We start from the raw sequence: 16,314 nt of genomic DNA, 5'->3' as shown, positions 1-16,314 counted from the left end.
CGCCGGGAACCTCATGCGCAACGTCAAGATTTCTACCCGTCTTTACTGCCTCGTCGGATTTACGCTTGCCGTGCTGGCGGCGACGATGGTCTTTTTCCTGAACTACTCCTATTCCGAGCTGCAAGCGGAGCGGAAGGCGGGGCTGGAGAAGATGGAGGCGACGGCGCTCGGCATCTTCGACAAATATTACAAGATGGAGCAGGCGGGCACGATGACCCGCGAACAGGCCCAGGCCGCCGCCAAGGACGTGATCGGCGCGATGCGCTACGGCGCCGACGGTTATTTCTGGATCAACGACATGCATCCCACCATGGTGATGCACCCGATCAAGCCGCAGCTCAACGGCACCGACATTTCGCAGATGAAGGACCCGAACGGCAAGTTCCTGTTCGTCGAATTCGTCAACAAGGTGAAGAAGGACGGCAAGGGCTTCGTCGATTATTACTGGCCGAAGCCGGGCGCCGACGAGCCGGTGCTGAAATATTCCTATGTCGCCGGTTTCGAGCCCTGGGGCTGGATCGTCGGCACCGGCGTTTATGCCGACGACCTTGCCGCGCTCTATCGCCAAAACGCGATCTGGGCGGCGGTGCTCTGCCTGCTCGGCGCGGCCGCCACGATTGCCATCGCCTATGCCATCGTGCGCAGTGTGACGGCGCCGATCGCCCGGCTGAAAACGGCAATGAACGCGATCGCCGCCGAAGAGGCATCGGTGGAGATCGCGGGCAGCGATCGTCGCGACGAGATCGGCCAGATGGCCAAGGCGCTGCTGGTGCTGCGCGATTCTGTCGACGAGCGCAGCGCGCTACGCGGACGGGAAGACGAGAGACAGCGGCAGATCGAGGACGAGCGCCGCGGCAACGAGGCGAGCCTGCGTTCGGCCTCTGAGCGGCAGACCCTCGCGATGCAGGCGCTCGGCGTCGGCCTGGAGAAGCTCGCGGGCGGTGACCTGACGGTCGCGATCGGCGATATCGGCGAGGACTATGCCAAGCTGAGAGGCGACTTCAACGCCGCCGTCGATGCGTTGAACGGGGTGATCCATGCGATCGCCGAATCGAGCCGCGTCGTCAACGAGAGCGCTTCCGACATCAGCGAAGCGACCGGCAATTTGTCGAAGCGGACGGAACAGCAGGCGGCCGCGCTTGAAGAGACGGCGGCAGCGCTCGACGAGATCACCGCGACTGTGAAGACCGCATCCGAGCGGGCGAACGAGGCGCGGGAGATGGTGGCCGAGACCAAGGCGAGCGCCGGGCGCTCCGGCGATATCGTCCGCAATGCGGTGACGGCGATGGGCCGGATCGAGGAATCGTCGAGCCGCATCAACCAGATCATTTCGGTGATCGACGAGATCGCCTTCCAGACGAACCTTCTGGCGCTGAATGCCGGCGTCGAGGCGGCGCGGGCAGGCGAGGCGGGCCGCGGTTTTGCCGTCGTCGCCCAGGAAGTGCGCGAACTCGCCCAGCGTTCCGCCAATGCGGCCAAGGAGATCAAGGAGCTGATCAGCCGGTCGGCGACGGAGGTCGAGGGCGGGGTGGCGCTGGTGCGCTCGACCGGGGAGGCGCTGCTGGAGATCGAGGCGCTGGTCAATCAGGTCAACGACCACGTCGCGTCGATCGCGACGGCGGCACGCGAACAATCGACCGGGCTGAACGAGATCAATGGTTCCGTCAATCATATGGACCAGATGACGCAGCAGAATGCAGCGATGGTCGAGGAGACGACGGCGGCGAGCCGCACACTTGCCGACGAAAGCACCCAGTTGAAGACGCTGCTTTCGAATTTCCGGCTGCGGGGGGCAGGGCAATCGCCTGGCGCCCGGTACACACGGGCAGCGTGAGTTAAACGACAGATCGAAGGCCGCGAAAGCGGCCTTTTTCATCTCCGTCGCGTCCAGATTGTGCCGGTAAGTTTTCGTTCACCGTTTTTAATTAAAATTAGAGTGAGTTTTTTCTGTCACTGCCCAGTCGGCCTGCGGAAGCGATAAGAGTATGGCGTTTGTTTCCTTTCCTCGGCGATCCCTTTTGCCCCTGCTGCTCTCGGCTGCGCTGACGACCTGTTCGATCAGCGATGGGCTGGTACCACCGGCCAATGTCGATAGCGGCACCAGGGTCAGTTCGATCTCGCCGGCACGGGGGGCAGCGCGTATGGCGCCTGCGGTGCGTATGGCGCCGGTGGAAAGCCAGGCCTCCTATCCCGTTTCCAGCGCACCCGTCGGCAATAGCCAGGGGTCCGTCGATTACCTCGATACGCCGAATCTTGCCGGCGCCGGTCACACGGCTCAGGCGCCGCAGCCGTTGCGTGCCCCGGCAACCCAAGGCCGCAGGCTGCCGATGATCGACAGCGACGAGGCGCTGGCTGCAGGCCAGCCGAACGGCAACTGGGGTGGTACACAAAATCTTGCGATCCCGTCCGGTGGCGTCAACATGGATGACGAACTCGGGGCCGAGCCGGTTGTCGGGCTGGCACAGGAGCAACAGCAGCAGATCGCCGAGGGCAACGCGACCGAACCGGTCGTCGACGGCATCGGCACCGACAATCCGACGCAGATGAACCGGCCGATGCGCCAGCCCCTACCGCAGGCGATGCCGCAGCCGGCAGCACAGGCGCAGATGAGCCGGGCGCCCGCCTGGAACGACGGGAGCCCCGTGGTGGCGCCCTCCCGCGTTCCGGAAGAGGACGAGAGCGAAGAGGTCGCGATGCTGCGGCCGAACAATCCGATGATGAGCGAGCCGGCAGCACCCGTCGATCCCAGCGTCATGCCGGCCTCAGAGCTTGCCTGCCGGCGCGAGCTGAAGCGCATGGGTGTGCTCTTCGACGACAAGCCGCCGATCTCGAACGGGCCGGCCTGCCAGGTTCCCTATCCGGTATCGCTGAAGGGGCTTTCTGGCAATATCGGCGTCCGCCCTGCCGTCACGCTGAACTGCCAGGTGACGCTCGCCTTCGCAAAATGGGTGAAGAACGAACTGGCGCCGTCTGCCCGCTACCGCTACTGGAGCGGCATTAAGACGATCCAGCCGCTCGGCGGCTATTCCTGCCGCCGCATGAACAACAGCCGGCAGAGATATAATCCGATGTCGGAACACGCCCACGGCAACGCCATCGACGTCGGCAAGTTCGTGCTGAAGAACGGCCATGAGATCGACGTGCGCAAAAAGGGCCTGTTCTCGCTGCGCGAAGGCCGGCTGTTGAAGGCGGTGCGCACCGACAGCTGCCGCTATTTCAACACCGTGCTCGGCCCCGGCAGCAACCCGGAACATTGGAACCACTTCCATTTCGACCTGCGCTCCCGCAAGAGCGGCAAGGTCTATTGCGATTAAAGGTGAAGGTGGCTTTCGCCGCCGCAATCGAGCCGTGCTGTCAGAAAACGGTTCATCCCCGCCGCCTCACGCGTTATAGATCGGCGAGGCCGATTGCCGTTTTGCGAGTATGATCCATGAGCTATGATTTCCATGTCGGCCAGAAGGTCGTCTGCATCAACGATACCTTCAAGCACGTCAGCATCGACCAGCTGATCCGCAAGGGCGAGATATATACGATCCGCTGGGTGGGCGAATACACTCACTATATCGACGGCACGTTCATCGGGGTAAAGCTCGCCGAAATCGATCGCGGCAATGATGACGGGCCGGAAGGTTATGGCGCTGCCGACATGCCGTATCGCGCGACACGTTTCCGGCCGCTAGTGAAAGACAAGATCGCATCGCTGCGCAAGCTCCTGGCGCCGACACCGGATGCGCCGGTCGAGCCGAAGGAAAAGATCAAGAAGAAGGAAAAGGTCTGACTGCTGCCCGTGACTTCAAGGTCGCGATGGCGCGATTGTGCCCTCGGCTTGCCTGTGCGACAGTTTGCGCGTGACATGCTGGGGAGCGCGCCATGAAATCGATGTCGAAAATCCTGGCGCTTTGCGCCGCCATTGCCATGAGCATCGCGACAGCAGGTATAGCGGCGGCCGATCCGCTGGTTTTCAGTTATCACGGATGGCAAGTCGATCTCACCAATGCGAAGGGTGCCGAGCCCGATCGGGATATGGTCGCGGCCGTCAAGCGGCAGCTCGACATCGTCGAGCATGTCGATCTGAAACCTGATGTGCTGACCTTCATGCGGACGATCAGGATCTGGGCCAATCCCGCCGCGGCAAAATTCGGACCCGGCTATTACAGCGGCAAGACCGGCATCGACCTGCGCGTCAAAAGCCTCGAACCCGACAAGCCGATCATCCTGCATGAACTTCTGCATGCTTATAACGACAAGATGCTGCCGGGCGGATTCAACAATTCCGATATCAGGCAATACTTCGATATCGGCCGGCGGCTCTGGCCGGGCGATTCCTACATGATCAGCAATGACCGGGAATTCTTCGCTGTCACGGCGAGCGTCTATCTGTTCGGCAATATCGACCGGCCGCCTTATTCGCGCAGCCAACTGCGGGAGAATCAGCCGCGATACTACCAGTGGCTCGCCACGCTGTTCGACGATGGCCGGCCGCGGTCGTAAGGATTCCGATCAAGCGGTCTTTCTGCTCAGGAACAGCGCGGACTCCCTGCGGACCTCAAGCACGCCGTTGCTTTGCCTGAACGCTTCGGCAATGGCTTGGCGGAAGCTCGCGATCTCAGGCCCGCCGGCGCCTTCGCCGGGTGGGTAGGAGGTGAGGGCCAGGAAAACATCCTCTGGCTTGGTAATCCTGAGGCTTGCCGGATATTCCGACATGGCGACGTTTCCAAATTGCGAACGCATCAATCGTTCGGCAGCCTCATATCCAAAGGCCTCGGCGGCAGGATCGGTCGGCGCGCTGCCGAATACGGCCGTCAGGCGATAGATCTCGCGCATATTGCCGATGCCGTTGGTGGTGACCGCGAGGAAGCCGCCCGGTTTCAGCACCCTCCACATCTCAGCAATGCCGGCAGCCGGGTCGGGCAGGTGGTAGAGCATATGCATGGCTATCACGAGATCGAAGTCGCCGTCTTCGAAGGGGAGTGCAGCCGCGTCGGCTTGTTTGCCCCGAACGGAGCTTAAGGACAGCGCGCTGCAGCGCGCCACCGCCTCGTCGACCATGCCGGGCGAAAGGTCGGCGAGCGTGAGGTCGAGTTGCTCCGGCAAAAGATTTGCCACTGCCGTCCAGAACCAGCCGGGACCGCAGCCGATGTCGAGGACGCGATCGCCTGGTTTCAACGGCAACTGCGCCGCAACCCATGGAAACCAGCCCGTCTCGGCGATGGTGTATTCGCTGTGCAACCGCGCCCGCACGGCGAGCTTACGGCTATCGCCATACTGGCCGGCGTTGTCCGTTGTGATGGACGACATTTCACCCCTTTGAAAGAGCTTCACCGGATGGCGAGCTTTGCCAGCATTTCACCGAGCTGAGCCGGCGCCAGTTCAGCTTCGAATTGTATCGCGGCGGCGGTAAACCATCGAAGCTCGGTGTGTTCATCATCTATCAGTCGCGGACGGCCTTGCCACTGATCGACGCTATAGACATGGAACACGGCTGACGCCCCGGCTAGGCCTTCCGATACGAATTTTCCCGCAAATTGCCAGCGGGTCGGCGTCACACCTATCTCTTCGATCAATTCCCGGCGCATCGCCGTCTCGGCGTCTTCGCCATCTTCAACGTGGCCGCCCGGCAGGCTCCAGCGATCGGGATGCATCTTGCGCCCGGCGCTTCGTCTTGCAAGAAGAATGCTTCCGTTCTCTCTCAAGGCGCCCAGCGCGATCTCTGGCATGCCGTCTTCTCCGTCGGTTTCGCGCCGATGCTGCCCACTGCTGCGGCTCTTTGCAATGATCATACGGCGATTCCCTCTGTTCTCACTTGCGGGTTCGCCGAGGCGAAAGCCCGTCAAGCCGGCCGAGGCATAGCCTGACAGGGTAAGTTGACCCTCGCATTGCCCAGGCGCATAGTCCCGGCCAGACGCGAATGACCTGCTGCTGCAAACGGGGTTGGTCAGTCGATCCTCTTCCGTTTCCAGGCAGGCCGAACGGAGAGGAGAGCGTCATGCCCCCAATTTCCCTATCATCGCCCACCCGGCGCGAACTGCTTGCAGCTACCGCTGCGGCCGGGGCAATCGGCATGCTCGGAACGCGCAGTGCTGCGGCGAAGGGTGATGGGTTCAACCCCTTCAGCGTCAGCTTCCCCGAGGAGCAGCTGGTCGATCTTCGCCGGCGCGTCGCAGCGACCCGTTGGCCTGACCAGGAAACCGTTGCGGACGATACGCAGGGCGTGCGGCTCTCGACCATCCAGAAACTCGCAAAGCATTGGGCGACGGATTACGACTGGCAGAAGATGCAGGTGCGGCTCAGTGCGCTGCCGCAGTTCATCACCGAGATCGACGGGCTGGATATCCACTTCATTCATGTCCGCTCCAAGCATCAAAACGCCTTGCCTGTCATCATTACCCATGGGTGGCCCGGCTCGATCATCGAGCAGCTGAAGATCATCGAGCCGCTCACCGATCCGACCGCGCATGGCGGCAGCGAAGCCGATGCATTCGATGTGGTGATCCCGTCGCTGCCGGGCTATGGCTTTTCCGGCAAGCCGACGGCGCCGGGATGGAATCCGGTTCGCATCGCGCGGGCTTGGGTGACGCTGATGCAGCGCCTCGGCTACACGAAATTCGTGGCGCAGGGCGGCGACTGGGGCAATGCCGTGACCGAGCTGATGGCCTTGCAGGAGCCGCCGGGATTGCTGGCGATCCACACCAATATGGCGGCTACGGTTCCGGCCGATATCGCCAAGGCGCTCGCATCAGGCGGCCCGCCACCGGCAAGCCTGTCGCCGGATGAAAAACGTGCCTGGGATCAGCTGGCCGACTTCTACAAGAACGGCCTCGGCTACGCTATCGAGATGAACAATCGCCCGCAGACGCTTTATGGGATCGTCGACTCGCCGGTCGGTCTGGCGGCATGGATGCTCGATCACGACATTCGAAGCTACCAGATGATCGCCCGCGTTTTCGACGATAAGCCGGAAGGGCTGACCAAGGATGATATCCTCGACAATGTCACGCTCTACTGGTTGACGAACACGGCAATCTCCTCGGCGCGGCTTTACTGGGACAATGCGCATTTTCCGACGGGAGGCTTCTTCGACCCCAGGGGCATCAAGATCCCGGTTGCCGTCAGCGCCTTTCCCGACGAGATCTATGCGGCTCCGAAAAGCTGGGCGGAGCAGGCCTATCCGAAGCTGATCCACTACAACAAGCTCGACAAGGGCGGCCACTTCGCCGCTTGGGAACAGCCGGCGGCCTTCACTGCCGAGCTCAGGACGGCGTTCCGGTCGGTGCGCCAGTAGCGCGACGGGTTAGGCGAATTTCTCCGTCGCGTCGGCCTTACCCTCTACCCAGTAGCCGAATGCCTTGATCCAGCTCAGCGGGTAGCCTCGTTCCTCCAGCAGGGACGGGTTATGCGAGGAACGGGTGAGCGGACGGGCGGTAGCATATTTCCTCCGCCTGTTTGGGGGCGGCCGTTGCTTTGGGGCCGACCACCCCCAAGCCCCAATTGCCGCTGCCCCGTGCTGTAAGAATGCAAGCTCACGTCAGTTTGCCCGCTTCGATGAAGCGACTGAGCGGGGTGACTTTCTGCATATTGGGAATACATATATCTCGGCAAGCAGGTTCTCGCATAGGCATGCCGCTTCAAATGCTGAATGGAATATGCATGGGGAGTTCACGTAAAGCGACCGAGGCCAGCGCCTCGCGCCGGACGGGATGAGCGCCTCGACACAGCATCATAGACCAACCGATTTTCAGCGACGCCGGAACTCCGGTCGCCAGCCAACATGCTTTCGATCCTTCAACGCTCTCCACTCGTAAGGAAATCAGATCATGATGATGAACAGACGAGCTTTCTCGGCGGCCCTCGTTGCTGGCGCCACTCTTCTCTCCACCCGCGGCATGGCTACGACAGCCGCTCCCGTCAAAGCGCGCAATGTAGTGCTGGCCCACGGGCTGTTTGCCGACGGCTCATGCTGGACGGAGGTGATTGTCCGCCTGCAGGCGGCGGGGCTGAATGCCACGGCGGTGCAGAACCCGCTGACGACGCTGCCCGAGGCAACCGCCGCGGTTACGCGCGTGCTCGATCGGCAGGACGGCCCGACGGTGCTGGTCGGACATTCGTTTTCCGGCATGCTCGTCACCGAGGCGGGCGTGCATCCCAGCGTTTCGGCGCTCGTCTATGTCGCGGCGCGGGCGCCGGACGCCGGTGAGGATTATACCGCTCTCGCCAAGACCTTCCCGACGCCGCCGGCATCGGCCGGCATCGTCTTCGACGGCGACGAGGGCCGGCTGAGCGAAAAGGCCTTCCTGCGCGATTTCGCCGGCGACCTGCCGGAGGCGAAAGCGAAAGTGCTCTATGCCGTGCAGCAGCCGTTTCAGAAGGCGCTGTTGACCGGCAAGACGACGCAGGCCGCGTGGCGTTCGAAGCCAAGCTGGTATGCCGTTTCGACGGAGGATCGGACGATCGATCCCGATCTCGAACGCTTCATGGCTAAGCGCATGGACGCGAAGACGATCGAGGTGAAGGCCAGCCATCTCTCGCTGATCTCCCATCCCGACGAGATCACCCGGCTGATCCTTGAAGCGGCCGGGCAGAATACGGACTGATGCCGGCGCGGAGGCGGTCATGCCAATCGGGCCGACCGCCTCGCGCCGAAGTCCGCATCTTCATCTCATGCCGGTTTCCGCAGTGGCCGGAAGGCGGCTCGGAGTTCGGTGGAGAAGAGTTCCGGTTGCTCCCAGGCGGCGAAGTGGCCTCCCTTGTCGACCTCGTGGAAGTAGCTCAAGTTGCGGTAAGCGCGACGGGCCCAGCTCTCCGGGGCCCGGTAGATCTCGCCCGGAAAGACCGTGATGGCGACCGGCAGCCCGATCTGATCGGTCATCTCGCCTGCCGCCAAGACGGGACTGCGGCCGCCGCCATATTCCCAGTAGATCCGAGCCGAAGAGGCGGCGCTGTCGGTCAGCCAGTAGAGTGTCACGTCATCCAGCACCTCGTCGGGAGATTTTTCCGGATCACTGTCATCATAGGTCCAGTTCGTGAAACCGGGATGGCCGAGCATCCATGCGGCAAGGCCGGCAGGCGAATCCGATATGGCGTAGCCGATCGTCTGCGGCCGCGTGCCCATCATCGTGGCATAGGACCTGCTGCCCATCTTGGCGCCGGCGGCGAGCATGTCGAACGTCGCGCGTTCCTTCTCGGAAAGCCCCTCCGGCGCCGGCCCGTTCACCGCGAGCACCGCGGCGATCTCGGGCGGCACGGCTGCCGGCAGGTTGATGTGGATGCCGAGCAGGCCTTGTGGCGCAAGCCGCGCCATCGCGCTGGAGACCGGCGAGCCCCAGTCGCCGCCCTGGGCGACGTAGCTGGTATAGCCGAGGCGCTTCATCAATTCGGCCCAGGCCCGTGCGATGCGGTCCGTGCCCCAGCCGGTGCCGGTCGGCTTGCCGGAGAAGCCGAAGCCCGGCATCGACGGAATGACCACGTCGAAGGCATCCTCGGCCTTTCCGCCATGGGCGATCGGGTCCGTCAGCGGGCCGATGATCTTCAGGTTTTCGAACACCGACCCCGGCCAGCCATGGGTGATGATGACGGGCAGTGCGTTGGGCTCTTTCGACCGAATATGAATGAAGTGGATGTCGAGGCCATCGATCTCGGTGATGAATTGCGGCAGGGCGTTCAGCTTCGCTTCGGCTTTGCGCCAGTCGTAGCCCTTGCCCCAATAGGCGACGAGCTGCTGGATCTTTTCGAGCTTTATGCCCTGCGACTGGTCGTCGACCGTCTCGCGTTCGGGCCAGCGTGTCGCCAGCACCCGCCGGCGGAGCTCGACGAGATCTGCCTCGGGAATGTCGACGCGGAACGCACGGATCTCATCGCTGGTCGCAGCCGATGCCGAAGGGGAGGCCAAGAGACCGGCCGCGCCGGTGGCGGCGATCCCTAACGCGGTGGCAGTCAAGAACTTGCGTCTGTCGAGGTTTACGGATGCCGAGCCTGCGCTGTTACGCATTTTGACGATCATGGTCATGGCATTGTCTCCTGTGAGGCCGGCGCCTTGGACAAGGCTGCAACGGCCGCGGGCAAGATAGCACGGGCGTAGGGACGACCCGTCAGTGAATAGACTGTGCGGCGCTTTCATCGGCAGAGTCTTGCGCGGCCGGCCCTTTCACGCGACAAATTTCGGATGAGCATTCCCAAGACACATCCCTTCGCCTTCGATCCGACCTACGGCATGCGGCTCGAAGAACTTCGCGCGGTTAAGCCGCCGGAAGAGCCTGATGGTTTCGACGCGTTCTGGGAGGCGCGTTATCTCAAGGCGCTGGCGGTCGATCCGCGGCCGGCGCTTTCCCGCAGCGAGCTCACCCATCCGGACTGGCACGTGCTCGATCTCGTTTATTTCTCGACCGGCCAGTTCCGGATCGGCGGCTGGCTGTTGCTGCCGCGTGAAGGCGAGGTGCGGCGCGGTCTGGTCGTCGGCCACGGTTACGGCGGGCGGGACGGGCCTGATTTCGAGCTGCCGGTTAAGCAAACGGCGTTACTATTTCCCTGTTGCCGCGGGCTGTCGCTCAGCGCCGATCCGGCGATTTCGCAGAATCCCTCCTGGCATGTGCTGCACGATATCGACAAGCCGGAGGACTATATTATCGGCGGCTGCGTCGATGATACCTGGCTGGCCGTCTCGACGCTTGAAACACTCTATCCCTGGCTCGCGGGGCATATCGGCTATAGCGGCATCAGCTTCGGCGGCGGCATCGGAGCGATGGCGATCGCCTATGACCAGCGCATCGATCGCGGCCATCTGGCGCTTCCGAGCTTCGGGCACCAGCCGCTGCGGCTGACGCTGCCGAGCGTCGGCAGCGCGCAATCGGTGCAGGAGTATCAGGTAGAACATCGAGACGTGCTCAAGACGCTGCGGCTCTATGATGCGGCAACGGCCGCTTGCCGGATCAAGGTGCCGATGCTGACGGCGGTGGCGCTTTTCGATCCGGCCGTCGCGCCGCCCTGCCAGTTCGCTGTCGCCAATTCGATACCAAACTTTAATGAAATCTTCATCCTGGATGCCGGGCATTTCGACTACCCTGGAAGCGCTGAACAAGAGGCGGTTCTCCGCGACAAGATCGGACAGTTTTTCAGGGTGCCATGAATCGCGAATATCTGCGCTGGTACAGTCAGCGGCTGCATCGGGACATGGAGATACTGGTGTTCGGCCATGCCGGCGCCAAGGTGCTGGTATTTCCGACGCGGGACGGGCGCTTTTTCGAGTATGAACAGCTCGGGCTGGTCGCGACGCTTGCCGACAAGCTGCAGGCCGGCCATCTCCAGCTCTATTGCATCGAGGGGCTGGCGGCCGAGAGCCTCTATGGTTTCCACCGCCATCCGGCCGAGCGCATTCGCCGGCATGCCGCGCTCGAGGATTATATCCTCAACGAGGTGCTGCCGCTGATGGCGGCGAAGAACCCGCATGACTGTACCATCGTGCACGGATGCAGCCTCGGCGCCTTCCAGGCGGCAAGCCTCGCCTTTCGCCATCCGCATCTTTTCCGCAAGCTCGTCGCCTTCTCAGGGCGATACGACCTGACGATGAAGGTGGAATCCTTCGGTGACCTGTTCGATGGCTATTATGACGACAGCGTCTATTTCCACACGCCAACACATTTCCTGCCCGGTCTCGGCAGCGACTGGCAGCTCGACAGGCTACGTTCGCTCGACATCGTTCTCACCATCGGCGATGCTGACCCTTTCCTCGATAACAACCGCTATCTCAGCCGGCTGCTCGCCGAAAAGAATGTCGGCCATCAACTGCATGTCTGGGATGGCCGCGCCCACCGCGCCGGCGCCTGGCGGAAGATGGCGGCGCTTTATATCTGACGCCCTTGGGCAGGGGTCAGGGCCAACGCAATGCCGCTGTCGCCACCGGCGCGTCCCAGAGGGCGATCTCCTCGTCAGTCAGTAAGGCCAGGGTAACGGACAGTCCCTGCATGTCGAGCGAGGTGACGTAGGTTCCAACAAGAGAACGCTCGATCGGGATGCCGCTCTCCTCGATGAAGCGGCGGGCGGCATTATAGGCGAGGTAGAGTTCGGCCGGCGGCGTGCCTCCGAGACCGTTGACCAGGAGTAGCGCCCTTGCGCCCGGCACTGCCGCGATGTCGCCTGATATGGTGTCGCAGAGGTGCCCGATGATGGCGTCGGAGGCGGCAAAGGCCTGCCTGTCCTGGCCAGGCTCTCCATGGATGCCGACGCCCATTTCCATCTCGTCGGGTCCGAGCGAAAACGTCGAGCGCTCGGTCTGCGGCACCGTCACGCCGTTCAACGCCACCCCCATCGAGCGGATGCGCGTGTTCAATCCTTCGCCGAGCTCTTTCAATTCCGCAAGCGGCATGCCGCGTTCGGCTGCGGCGCCAAGGATCTTTTCGACGATCAGCGTGCCGGCGACACCGCGTCGGCCGCGGCCGTCGCCGATCCTCGACGTCTCGATGTCGTCGCTGACGACGACCATCTCGATGCGGTGGTGGTCTCCGGCCATCTCGATCGCCATTTCAAAATTCATCAGGTCGCCGTCATAGTTCTTGACGACGAGCAGGCAGCCGGCGCCGGTATCGGTCTCTTCGATTGCAGCAATGATCTGGCTCGGCGTCGGCGAGGTGAAGATATGGCCGACGCAGGCGGCATCCAGCATGCCGTGGCCGACGAAGCCGACATGCATCGGCTCGTGGCCGGCGCCGCCGCCAGAGATGAGCGCCACCTTGTCAGGGGTGAGATGGCGGCGGCGGATGCATTTGCGCTCTGGCCCGAACACCACGAAAGCCTCATGGGCGCGCACGAAGCCTTCGACGCTTTCGGCCACCATGGTTTCCGCAGAGTTCATGAACTTCTTCATCAAGCCCCTCCCAAGCCCGAGGTCATTACGTTACGTCAATCTTCAGGTCACCGCTCATTCCGATCCGCCTGAAATCGCGACGATTTTCTGCACCAGATCGGAGATTGCCTCCTCCAGCAGCCGGTTTTTTCTGTCGTCGCCGAAATCGGGCACCATCAGCGACAGGTGCCGCAATTTCTCGGAATGGCCAAGGTCCGGCAGCTTGCCGGGATGGGCGGCATGATAGGCTTCGAGAAAACGCTCCTGCTCGGCGGCGCTGAAATGGCAGACACCGACGATCGTCGCGAGATGGCGCGCCGGCAGCGGCGTCGCATAGGTCGGGCTGGTGATCTGGGTGACGAAGCTGCGGTGTTTGCCAAGCGCCGTCGCCAGGCGCTGACGTGTGCCCGATGGCCTGTTGTCGATGATCTGCGCCAGAATGGACTTGTAGGCGATAATGGCGTCTTCGGTGTCTTCGCGCGCCATTCTACTCTCCGGCTGCCCTTGTGCCATCGGCATTGAGGCCGATGATCGCCGATCTTATCGCGGGACGTCGGGCCGGCGCCACGGAAAAATGCCGGAGGCCGGCGGCGAGCAATGCCGGCAGATAGCTGGGATCGCCGGCCATGTCGCCGCAGATGCTCACGGGCTTGCGGACGGCAAGCTTCACCGCCTGGGCAAGCAGCCGAAGCACGGCCGGTGCCGCCTTGTCTGAATCGGCCTCGATGCCGTCGCGTGTGCAGGCGGCGAGATATTGGGTGAGATCGTTGGTTCCAAACGAGAAGAATTCGGCCGCTTCGAAGGTGTCAAGCATCAGGGCGGCAGCCGGCACCTCCACCATCATGCCGATCGGCGGCATCCGATGCAGCAGGGCGCGGCGGGTGAGTTGCGCCGCCTCATCTCGGAATATCTGCCGCATCGCGTCGATCTCGTCCGGAAAGGTCACCATCGGCAGCATCACCAAAAGCCTGCCGAAGGCGCTAGCGCGCAGCAGGGCGCGGACCTGAACGCGGGCGATTTCCGGTCGGGCAAGCAGCAGCCGGATGCCGCGCAGGCCCGAGGCGGAAAGAGCTGGCAGATCGTCAAGACCGGCGAGCGGCTTGTCGCCGCCAATATCGAGCATGCGGATCGTGACCGGCCTTTCGCCCGCCCGCTCCAGCACTCGGCGATAGATCGCCAACTGTCGTTCCTCGTTGGCGGCATCGGCGAGCGACAGGACGGAAAATTCCGAGCGCATCAGACCGACGCCTGCGGTTGCAGGATCGAGCGCGTCGATCTCGGCGGCATCGTTGATATTGATGGAGAGCAGGATCGGCACCCCGTCTGCGGTGCGCAGTCCTTCGCCAGTATCCGCGTCACCCGCCGGCCTCTCAACCGGCGGTGGGGACGGCATCGGCGTACCGCCTGCCTGCAGGACGACTGCGCCGGCATCGCCATCCACCCCGACGGGATCTCCGTCCGCGGCCGAAAAACGCCCTGTGCCAACCACCATAGGCACCATTTTCGACCGGGCGAGCAGGGCGACATGGCCGGCGGTGCTGCCTGAAAACAGCGCAATGCCGCCGCCCTTCGACCAGTCATGGGCAAGGAAACGGCTCGGCTCCATGTCCCTGCCGATAAAGATCGAACCGGCCGGGAAATCGGCGACCGGAGTGCCGGTCAGCGCGCCGAGCACGCGGTTCTTGATGTCGAGAATATCGACGGCGCGCGCCCGCATCTGCTCCTCGTCGGCCGCTTCGAGCGCGCCGATATAGGCGTCGAGGGTGGCGACCCAGGCGAAGACGACATTTTCGCCGGCGTCGATGCGCGCGCCCGTCGCTTCGGCGATCGTCGGATCGCCCAGAACCTCGATCTGGAAATCGATGATATCGCGGCTTTCGGCATCGGCTCCCTCGGCCAGACGCTCGAGTTCGCCGATGGCGACGTCGATCGCATCCGCCAGCACGCCGTATCCGCCGGGCGTTTGCGGCGCAGCGGGAATGTCCGGCGCTGCGGCGGAAACAGCCTTTGGCTCTTCCGCGAGGAAGGCGGGGCCGGATGCAACGCCGGGGGATGCGCTCTTCGCATTTAACCTAAACGGTTCGGCCATGTTTCTTTTCCTCATCGAAATTGCGTTCGATGAGTTCCTTCAAAGCCCGGATCGCCTCTTCGGCGAGGATGCCGTCGGCGCGGATCCTAAGGATCGATCCCTTGCGGATTCGTGCGCCCATGATCTTGATGATGCTCTTGCCGTTCAGCCAGACATCGCTGCCATTGACGGCGATCTCGATCGAACAGGGGAAGGATTTGGCAAGCCGCGTGAAGGTGACGGAGGGGCGAGCGTGCAGCCCGACGCCGTGCTTGACTTCCACTTCCGTCTGGCAGTTCACCTTAAATGGCTCGGGCAATGGACCGGGCTCCTGTTTCTCTATGCGCAATCGGCCGGTCATCAGGGCGACAGCTCCTCGGCTGTGGCGACGACCTTGGCGAGCGAGGCGCCCCCCGAGGCCTCGGCGGCAGCGATGACGGCGCCTTCGACGAGAGGCGCGTTGCAAATGGCGACGAGGGCTGCGCGGGGGAGGCCAAGCATTTCGATTGCCATTTCGCTGTTGGTTTCAGCGCCGCCGAGATCGACGAAAACGGCAACGCCGGCATCGGACCAGGCGGCCTCGATCGCCCGCAATATGCCGCCGGCATCGGTGCCGAGTTCCCCATGGACATTGCCGCCCGACCAGGCGAGCGGCACGCAGTCCCCGACCATCTGCCGCACCATGTCGGCGATCCCTCTTGCCACCAGCGGCGAATGGGAGACGATGACGATACCCACGTTTGCGGTTTTTGCATTCATTGGGGGCGGTGCTCCCCGAGATAACGGCAGATCGCGGTGGTCAGCAGCGCGCAGCTCGATGCGCCCGGATCGACATGGCCAATCGAGCGGTCGCCGAGATAAGAAGCGCGGCCGCGCATTGCCTTCATAGCAGCGGTACGGCCGGCGGAACGCTCGGCCTTGCGGGCGATGTCACCGAGCGGCGACCGCTTCACCAGCGCCGCGTGGACGGGGTAGAGAACGTCGAGCAGGGTCTTGTCGCCGGCATGCGATCGCCCGCGCCTTGCCACGGCATCGATCGCCTGTTTCAGCACCACGGGAAAATCTGCCTTCTGCTCGCGTTTGCGAAGCTCTCGGCCGATCTCGATCAGCAACGTGCCGTAGAGTGGCCCGGCGGCACCGCCGACATTCATCACCAGCGTCAGGCCGATCTTCTCGACGGCGTCGGGGAAGGGCAGGCTGGACAGGGTCTCGCCTTCGGCGCTGACGGCCTCGCAGCCGCGCCGCATGTTAGTTCCATGATCACCATCGCCGATGGCGCGATCGAGCGCGCAGAGGTGATCGCTGTTTGCTGCGATTGTCGCGCGACACACCTCGATCAGTCCCGCTAAAAGAACCGGTTCCGCCTGCACTGCCATCCTCCCTGTCGCCGCGCCTCCCGCGCGGCCCATGCAAT

At 63.2% G+C, this 16,314-nt stretch carries 17 protein-coding genes and 1 pseudogene; 8 read left to right on the top strand and 10 right to left on the bottom strand.

Features of this window, described 5'->3' with window-relative positions; genetic code table 11:
- Window positions 1-13: 13 nt before the first annotated feature.
- The 4 genes from RLEG4DRAFT_RS21815 (at window position 14) to RLEG4DRAFT_RS21800 (ending at window position 4,491) form a co-directional block, all read left to right on the top strand.
- On the top strand, window positions 14-1,834 hold the full coding sequence (locus RLEG4DRAFT_RS21815; protein WP_003579965.1) for a methyl-accepting chemotaxis protein: 1,821 nt from the start codon (window positions 14-16) through the stop codon (window positions 1,832-1,834).
- Window positions 1,835-1,985: 151 nt separating this feature from the next.
- The gene (locus tag RLEG4DRAFT_RS21810) at window positions 1,986-3,314 is read left to right on the top strand and encodes an extensin-like domain-containing protein (protein WP_003579964.1); all 1,329 of its coding nucleotides are present in this window, start codon (window positions 1,986-1,988) and stop codon (window positions 3,312-3,314) included.
- A gap of 116 nt (window positions 3,315-3,430) precedes the next feature.
- Entirely contained in the window at window positions 3,431-3,778 is a 348-nt protein-coding gene (locus RLEG4DRAFT_RS21805) for a hypothetical protein (RefSeq protein ID WP_003579963.1), read from the top strand.
- 92 nt (window positions 3,779-3,870) lie between these two features.
- Window positions 3,871-4,491, top strand: a complete 621-nt coding sequence (locus RLEG4DRAFT_RS21800; protein ID WP_003579955.1) for a hypothetical protein — start codon at window positions 3,871-3,873, stop codon at window positions 4,489-4,491.
- 9 nt (window positions 4,492-4,500) lie between these two features.
- On the opposite strand, the gene RLEG4DRAFT_RS21795 is transcribed toward RLEG4DRAFT_RS21800, so the two are convergent.
- Complete coding sequence (locus RLEG4DRAFT_RS21795) at window positions 4,501-5,298, bottom strand: class I SAM-dependent methyltransferase (protein WP_003579954.1); 798 nt, start codon at window positions 5,296-5,298, stop codon at window positions 4,501-4,503.
- Window positions 5,299-5,318: 20 nt separating this feature from the next.
- The gene (locus RLEG4DRAFT_RS21790) at window positions 5,319-5,717 is read right to left on the bottom strand and encodes an NUDIX hydrolase (protein ID WP_037094701.1); all 399 of its coding nucleotides are present in this window, start codon (window positions 5,715-5,717) and stop codon (window positions 5,319-5,321) included.
- A 269-nt stretch (window positions 5,718-5,986) separates the two neighbouring features.
- Here RLEG4DRAFT_RS21790 and RLEG4DRAFT_RS21785 point away from each other — a divergent pair, with 269 nt between their 5' ends.
- Window positions 5,987-7,282: an epoxide hydrolase family protein gene (locus RLEG4DRAFT_RS21785; protein ID WP_003579952.1), complete on the top strand. Its 1,296-nt coding sequence runs from the start codon at window positions 5,987-5,989 to the stop codon at window positions 7,280-7,282.
- A gap of 9 nt (window positions 7,283-7,291) precedes the next feature.
- Here RLEG4DRAFT_RS21785 and RLEG4DRAFT_RS47125 read toward each other — a convergent pair.
- A pseudogene (locus RLEG4DRAFT_RS47125) lies at window positions 7,292-7,384 on the bottom strand (siderophore-interacting protein); the annotation flags it as partial.
- Window positions 7,385-7,814: 430 nt separating this feature from the next.
- On the opposite strand from RLEG4DRAFT_RS47125, the gene RLEG4DRAFT_RS21780 reads away from it, so the two are divergent.
- Complete coding sequence (locus RLEG4DRAFT_RS21780; RefSeq protein WP_003579951.1) at window positions 7,815-8,591, top strand: alpha/beta fold hydrolase; 777 nt, start codon at window positions 7,815-7,817, stop codon at window positions 8,589-8,591.
- Window positions 8,592-8,656: 65 nt separating this feature from the next.
- Here the strand turns inward: RLEG4DRAFT_RS21780 and RLEG4DRAFT_RS21775 are convergent, their stop codons facing one another.
- Window positions 8,657-10,003, bottom strand: a complete 1,347-nt coding sequence (locus RLEG4DRAFT_RS21775) for an epoxide hydrolase family protein (protein ID WP_003579950.1) — start codon at window positions 10,001-10,003, stop codon at window positions 8,657-8,659.
- Between the two features lie 156 nt (window positions 10,004-10,159).
- Between RLEG4DRAFT_RS21775 and RLEG4DRAFT_RS21770 the strand changes: the two genes are divergently transcribed.
- The gene (locus tag RLEG4DRAFT_RS21770; protein WP_003579949.1) at window positions 10,160-11,119 is read left to right on the top strand and encodes an acetylxylan esterase; all 960 of its coding nucleotides are present in this window, start codon (window positions 10,160-10,162) and stop codon (window positions 11,117-11,119) included.
- The gene (locus tag RLEG4DRAFT_RS21765) at window positions 11,116-11,844 is read left to right on the top strand and encodes an esterase family protein (protein WP_003579948.1); all 729 of its coding nucleotides are present in this window, start codon (window positions 11,116-11,118) and stop codon (window positions 11,842-11,844) included. The genes RLEG4DRAFT_RS21770 and RLEG4DRAFT_RS21765 overlap by 4 nt, the downstream gene beginning before the upstream one ends.
- 16 nt (window positions 11,845-11,860) lie before the next feature.
- On the opposite strand, the gene RLEG4DRAFT_RS21760 is transcribed toward RLEG4DRAFT_RS21765, so the two are convergent.
- From RLEG4DRAFT_RS21760 to dhaL, 6 genes are read right to left on the bottom strand one after another with little or no spacing between them, the layout of a single operon-like run.
- Entirely contained in the window at window positions 11,861-12,853 is a 993-nt protein-coding gene (locus RLEG4DRAFT_RS21760) for a dihydroxyacetone kinase subunit DhaK (RefSeq protein ID WP_003579947.1), read from the bottom strand.
- A gap of 54 nt (window positions 12,854-12,907) precedes the next feature.
- Window positions 12,908-13,318, bottom strand: a complete 411-nt coding sequence (locus RLEG4DRAFT_RS21755) for a hypothetical protein (protein ID WP_003579945.1) — start codon at window positions 13,316-13,318, stop codon at window positions 12,908-12,910.
- Window position 13,319: 1 nt separating this feature from the next.
- Entirely contained in the window at window positions 13,320-14,921 is a 1,602-nt protein-coding gene (locus RLEG4DRAFT_RS21750; protein WP_003579943.1) for a putative PEP-binding protein, read from the bottom strand.
- On the bottom strand, window positions 14,905-15,261 hold the full coding sequence (locus RLEG4DRAFT_RS21745) for an HPr family phosphocarrier protein (RefSeq protein WP_037093964.1): 357 nt from the start codon (window positions 15,259-15,261) through the stop codon (window positions 14,905-14,907). Before RLEG4DRAFT_RS21745 ends, RLEG4DRAFT_RS21750 begins: the two co-directional genes overlap by 17 nt.
- Window positions 15,261-15,659 (bottom strand): dihydroxyacetone kinase phosphoryl donor subunit DhaM, encoded by a 399-nt coding sequence (gene dhaM / locus RLEG4DRAFT_RS21740; protein WP_003579940.1) that lies wholly within the window; start codon window positions 15,657-15,659, stop codon window positions 15,261-15,263. The genes RLEG4DRAFT_RS21745 and dhaM overlap by 1 nt, the downstream gene beginning before the upstream one ends.
- Window positions 15,656-16,276, bottom strand: coding sequence for a dihydroxyacetone kinase subunit DhaL (dhaL, locus tag RLEG4DRAFT_RS21735; protein WP_037093962.1), 621 nt, complete (start codon window positions 16,274-16,276; stop codon window positions 15,656-15,658). The genes dhaM and dhaL overlap by 4 nt, the downstream gene beginning before the upstream one ends.
- Between the last annotated feature and the right edge of the window lie 38 nt (window positions 16,277-16,314).

The sequence above is a fragment of the Rhizobium leguminosarum bv. trifolii WSM2297 genome, from assembly GCF_000271845.1.
This window is presented reverse-complemented; position numbering and strand designations above follow the sequence as displayed.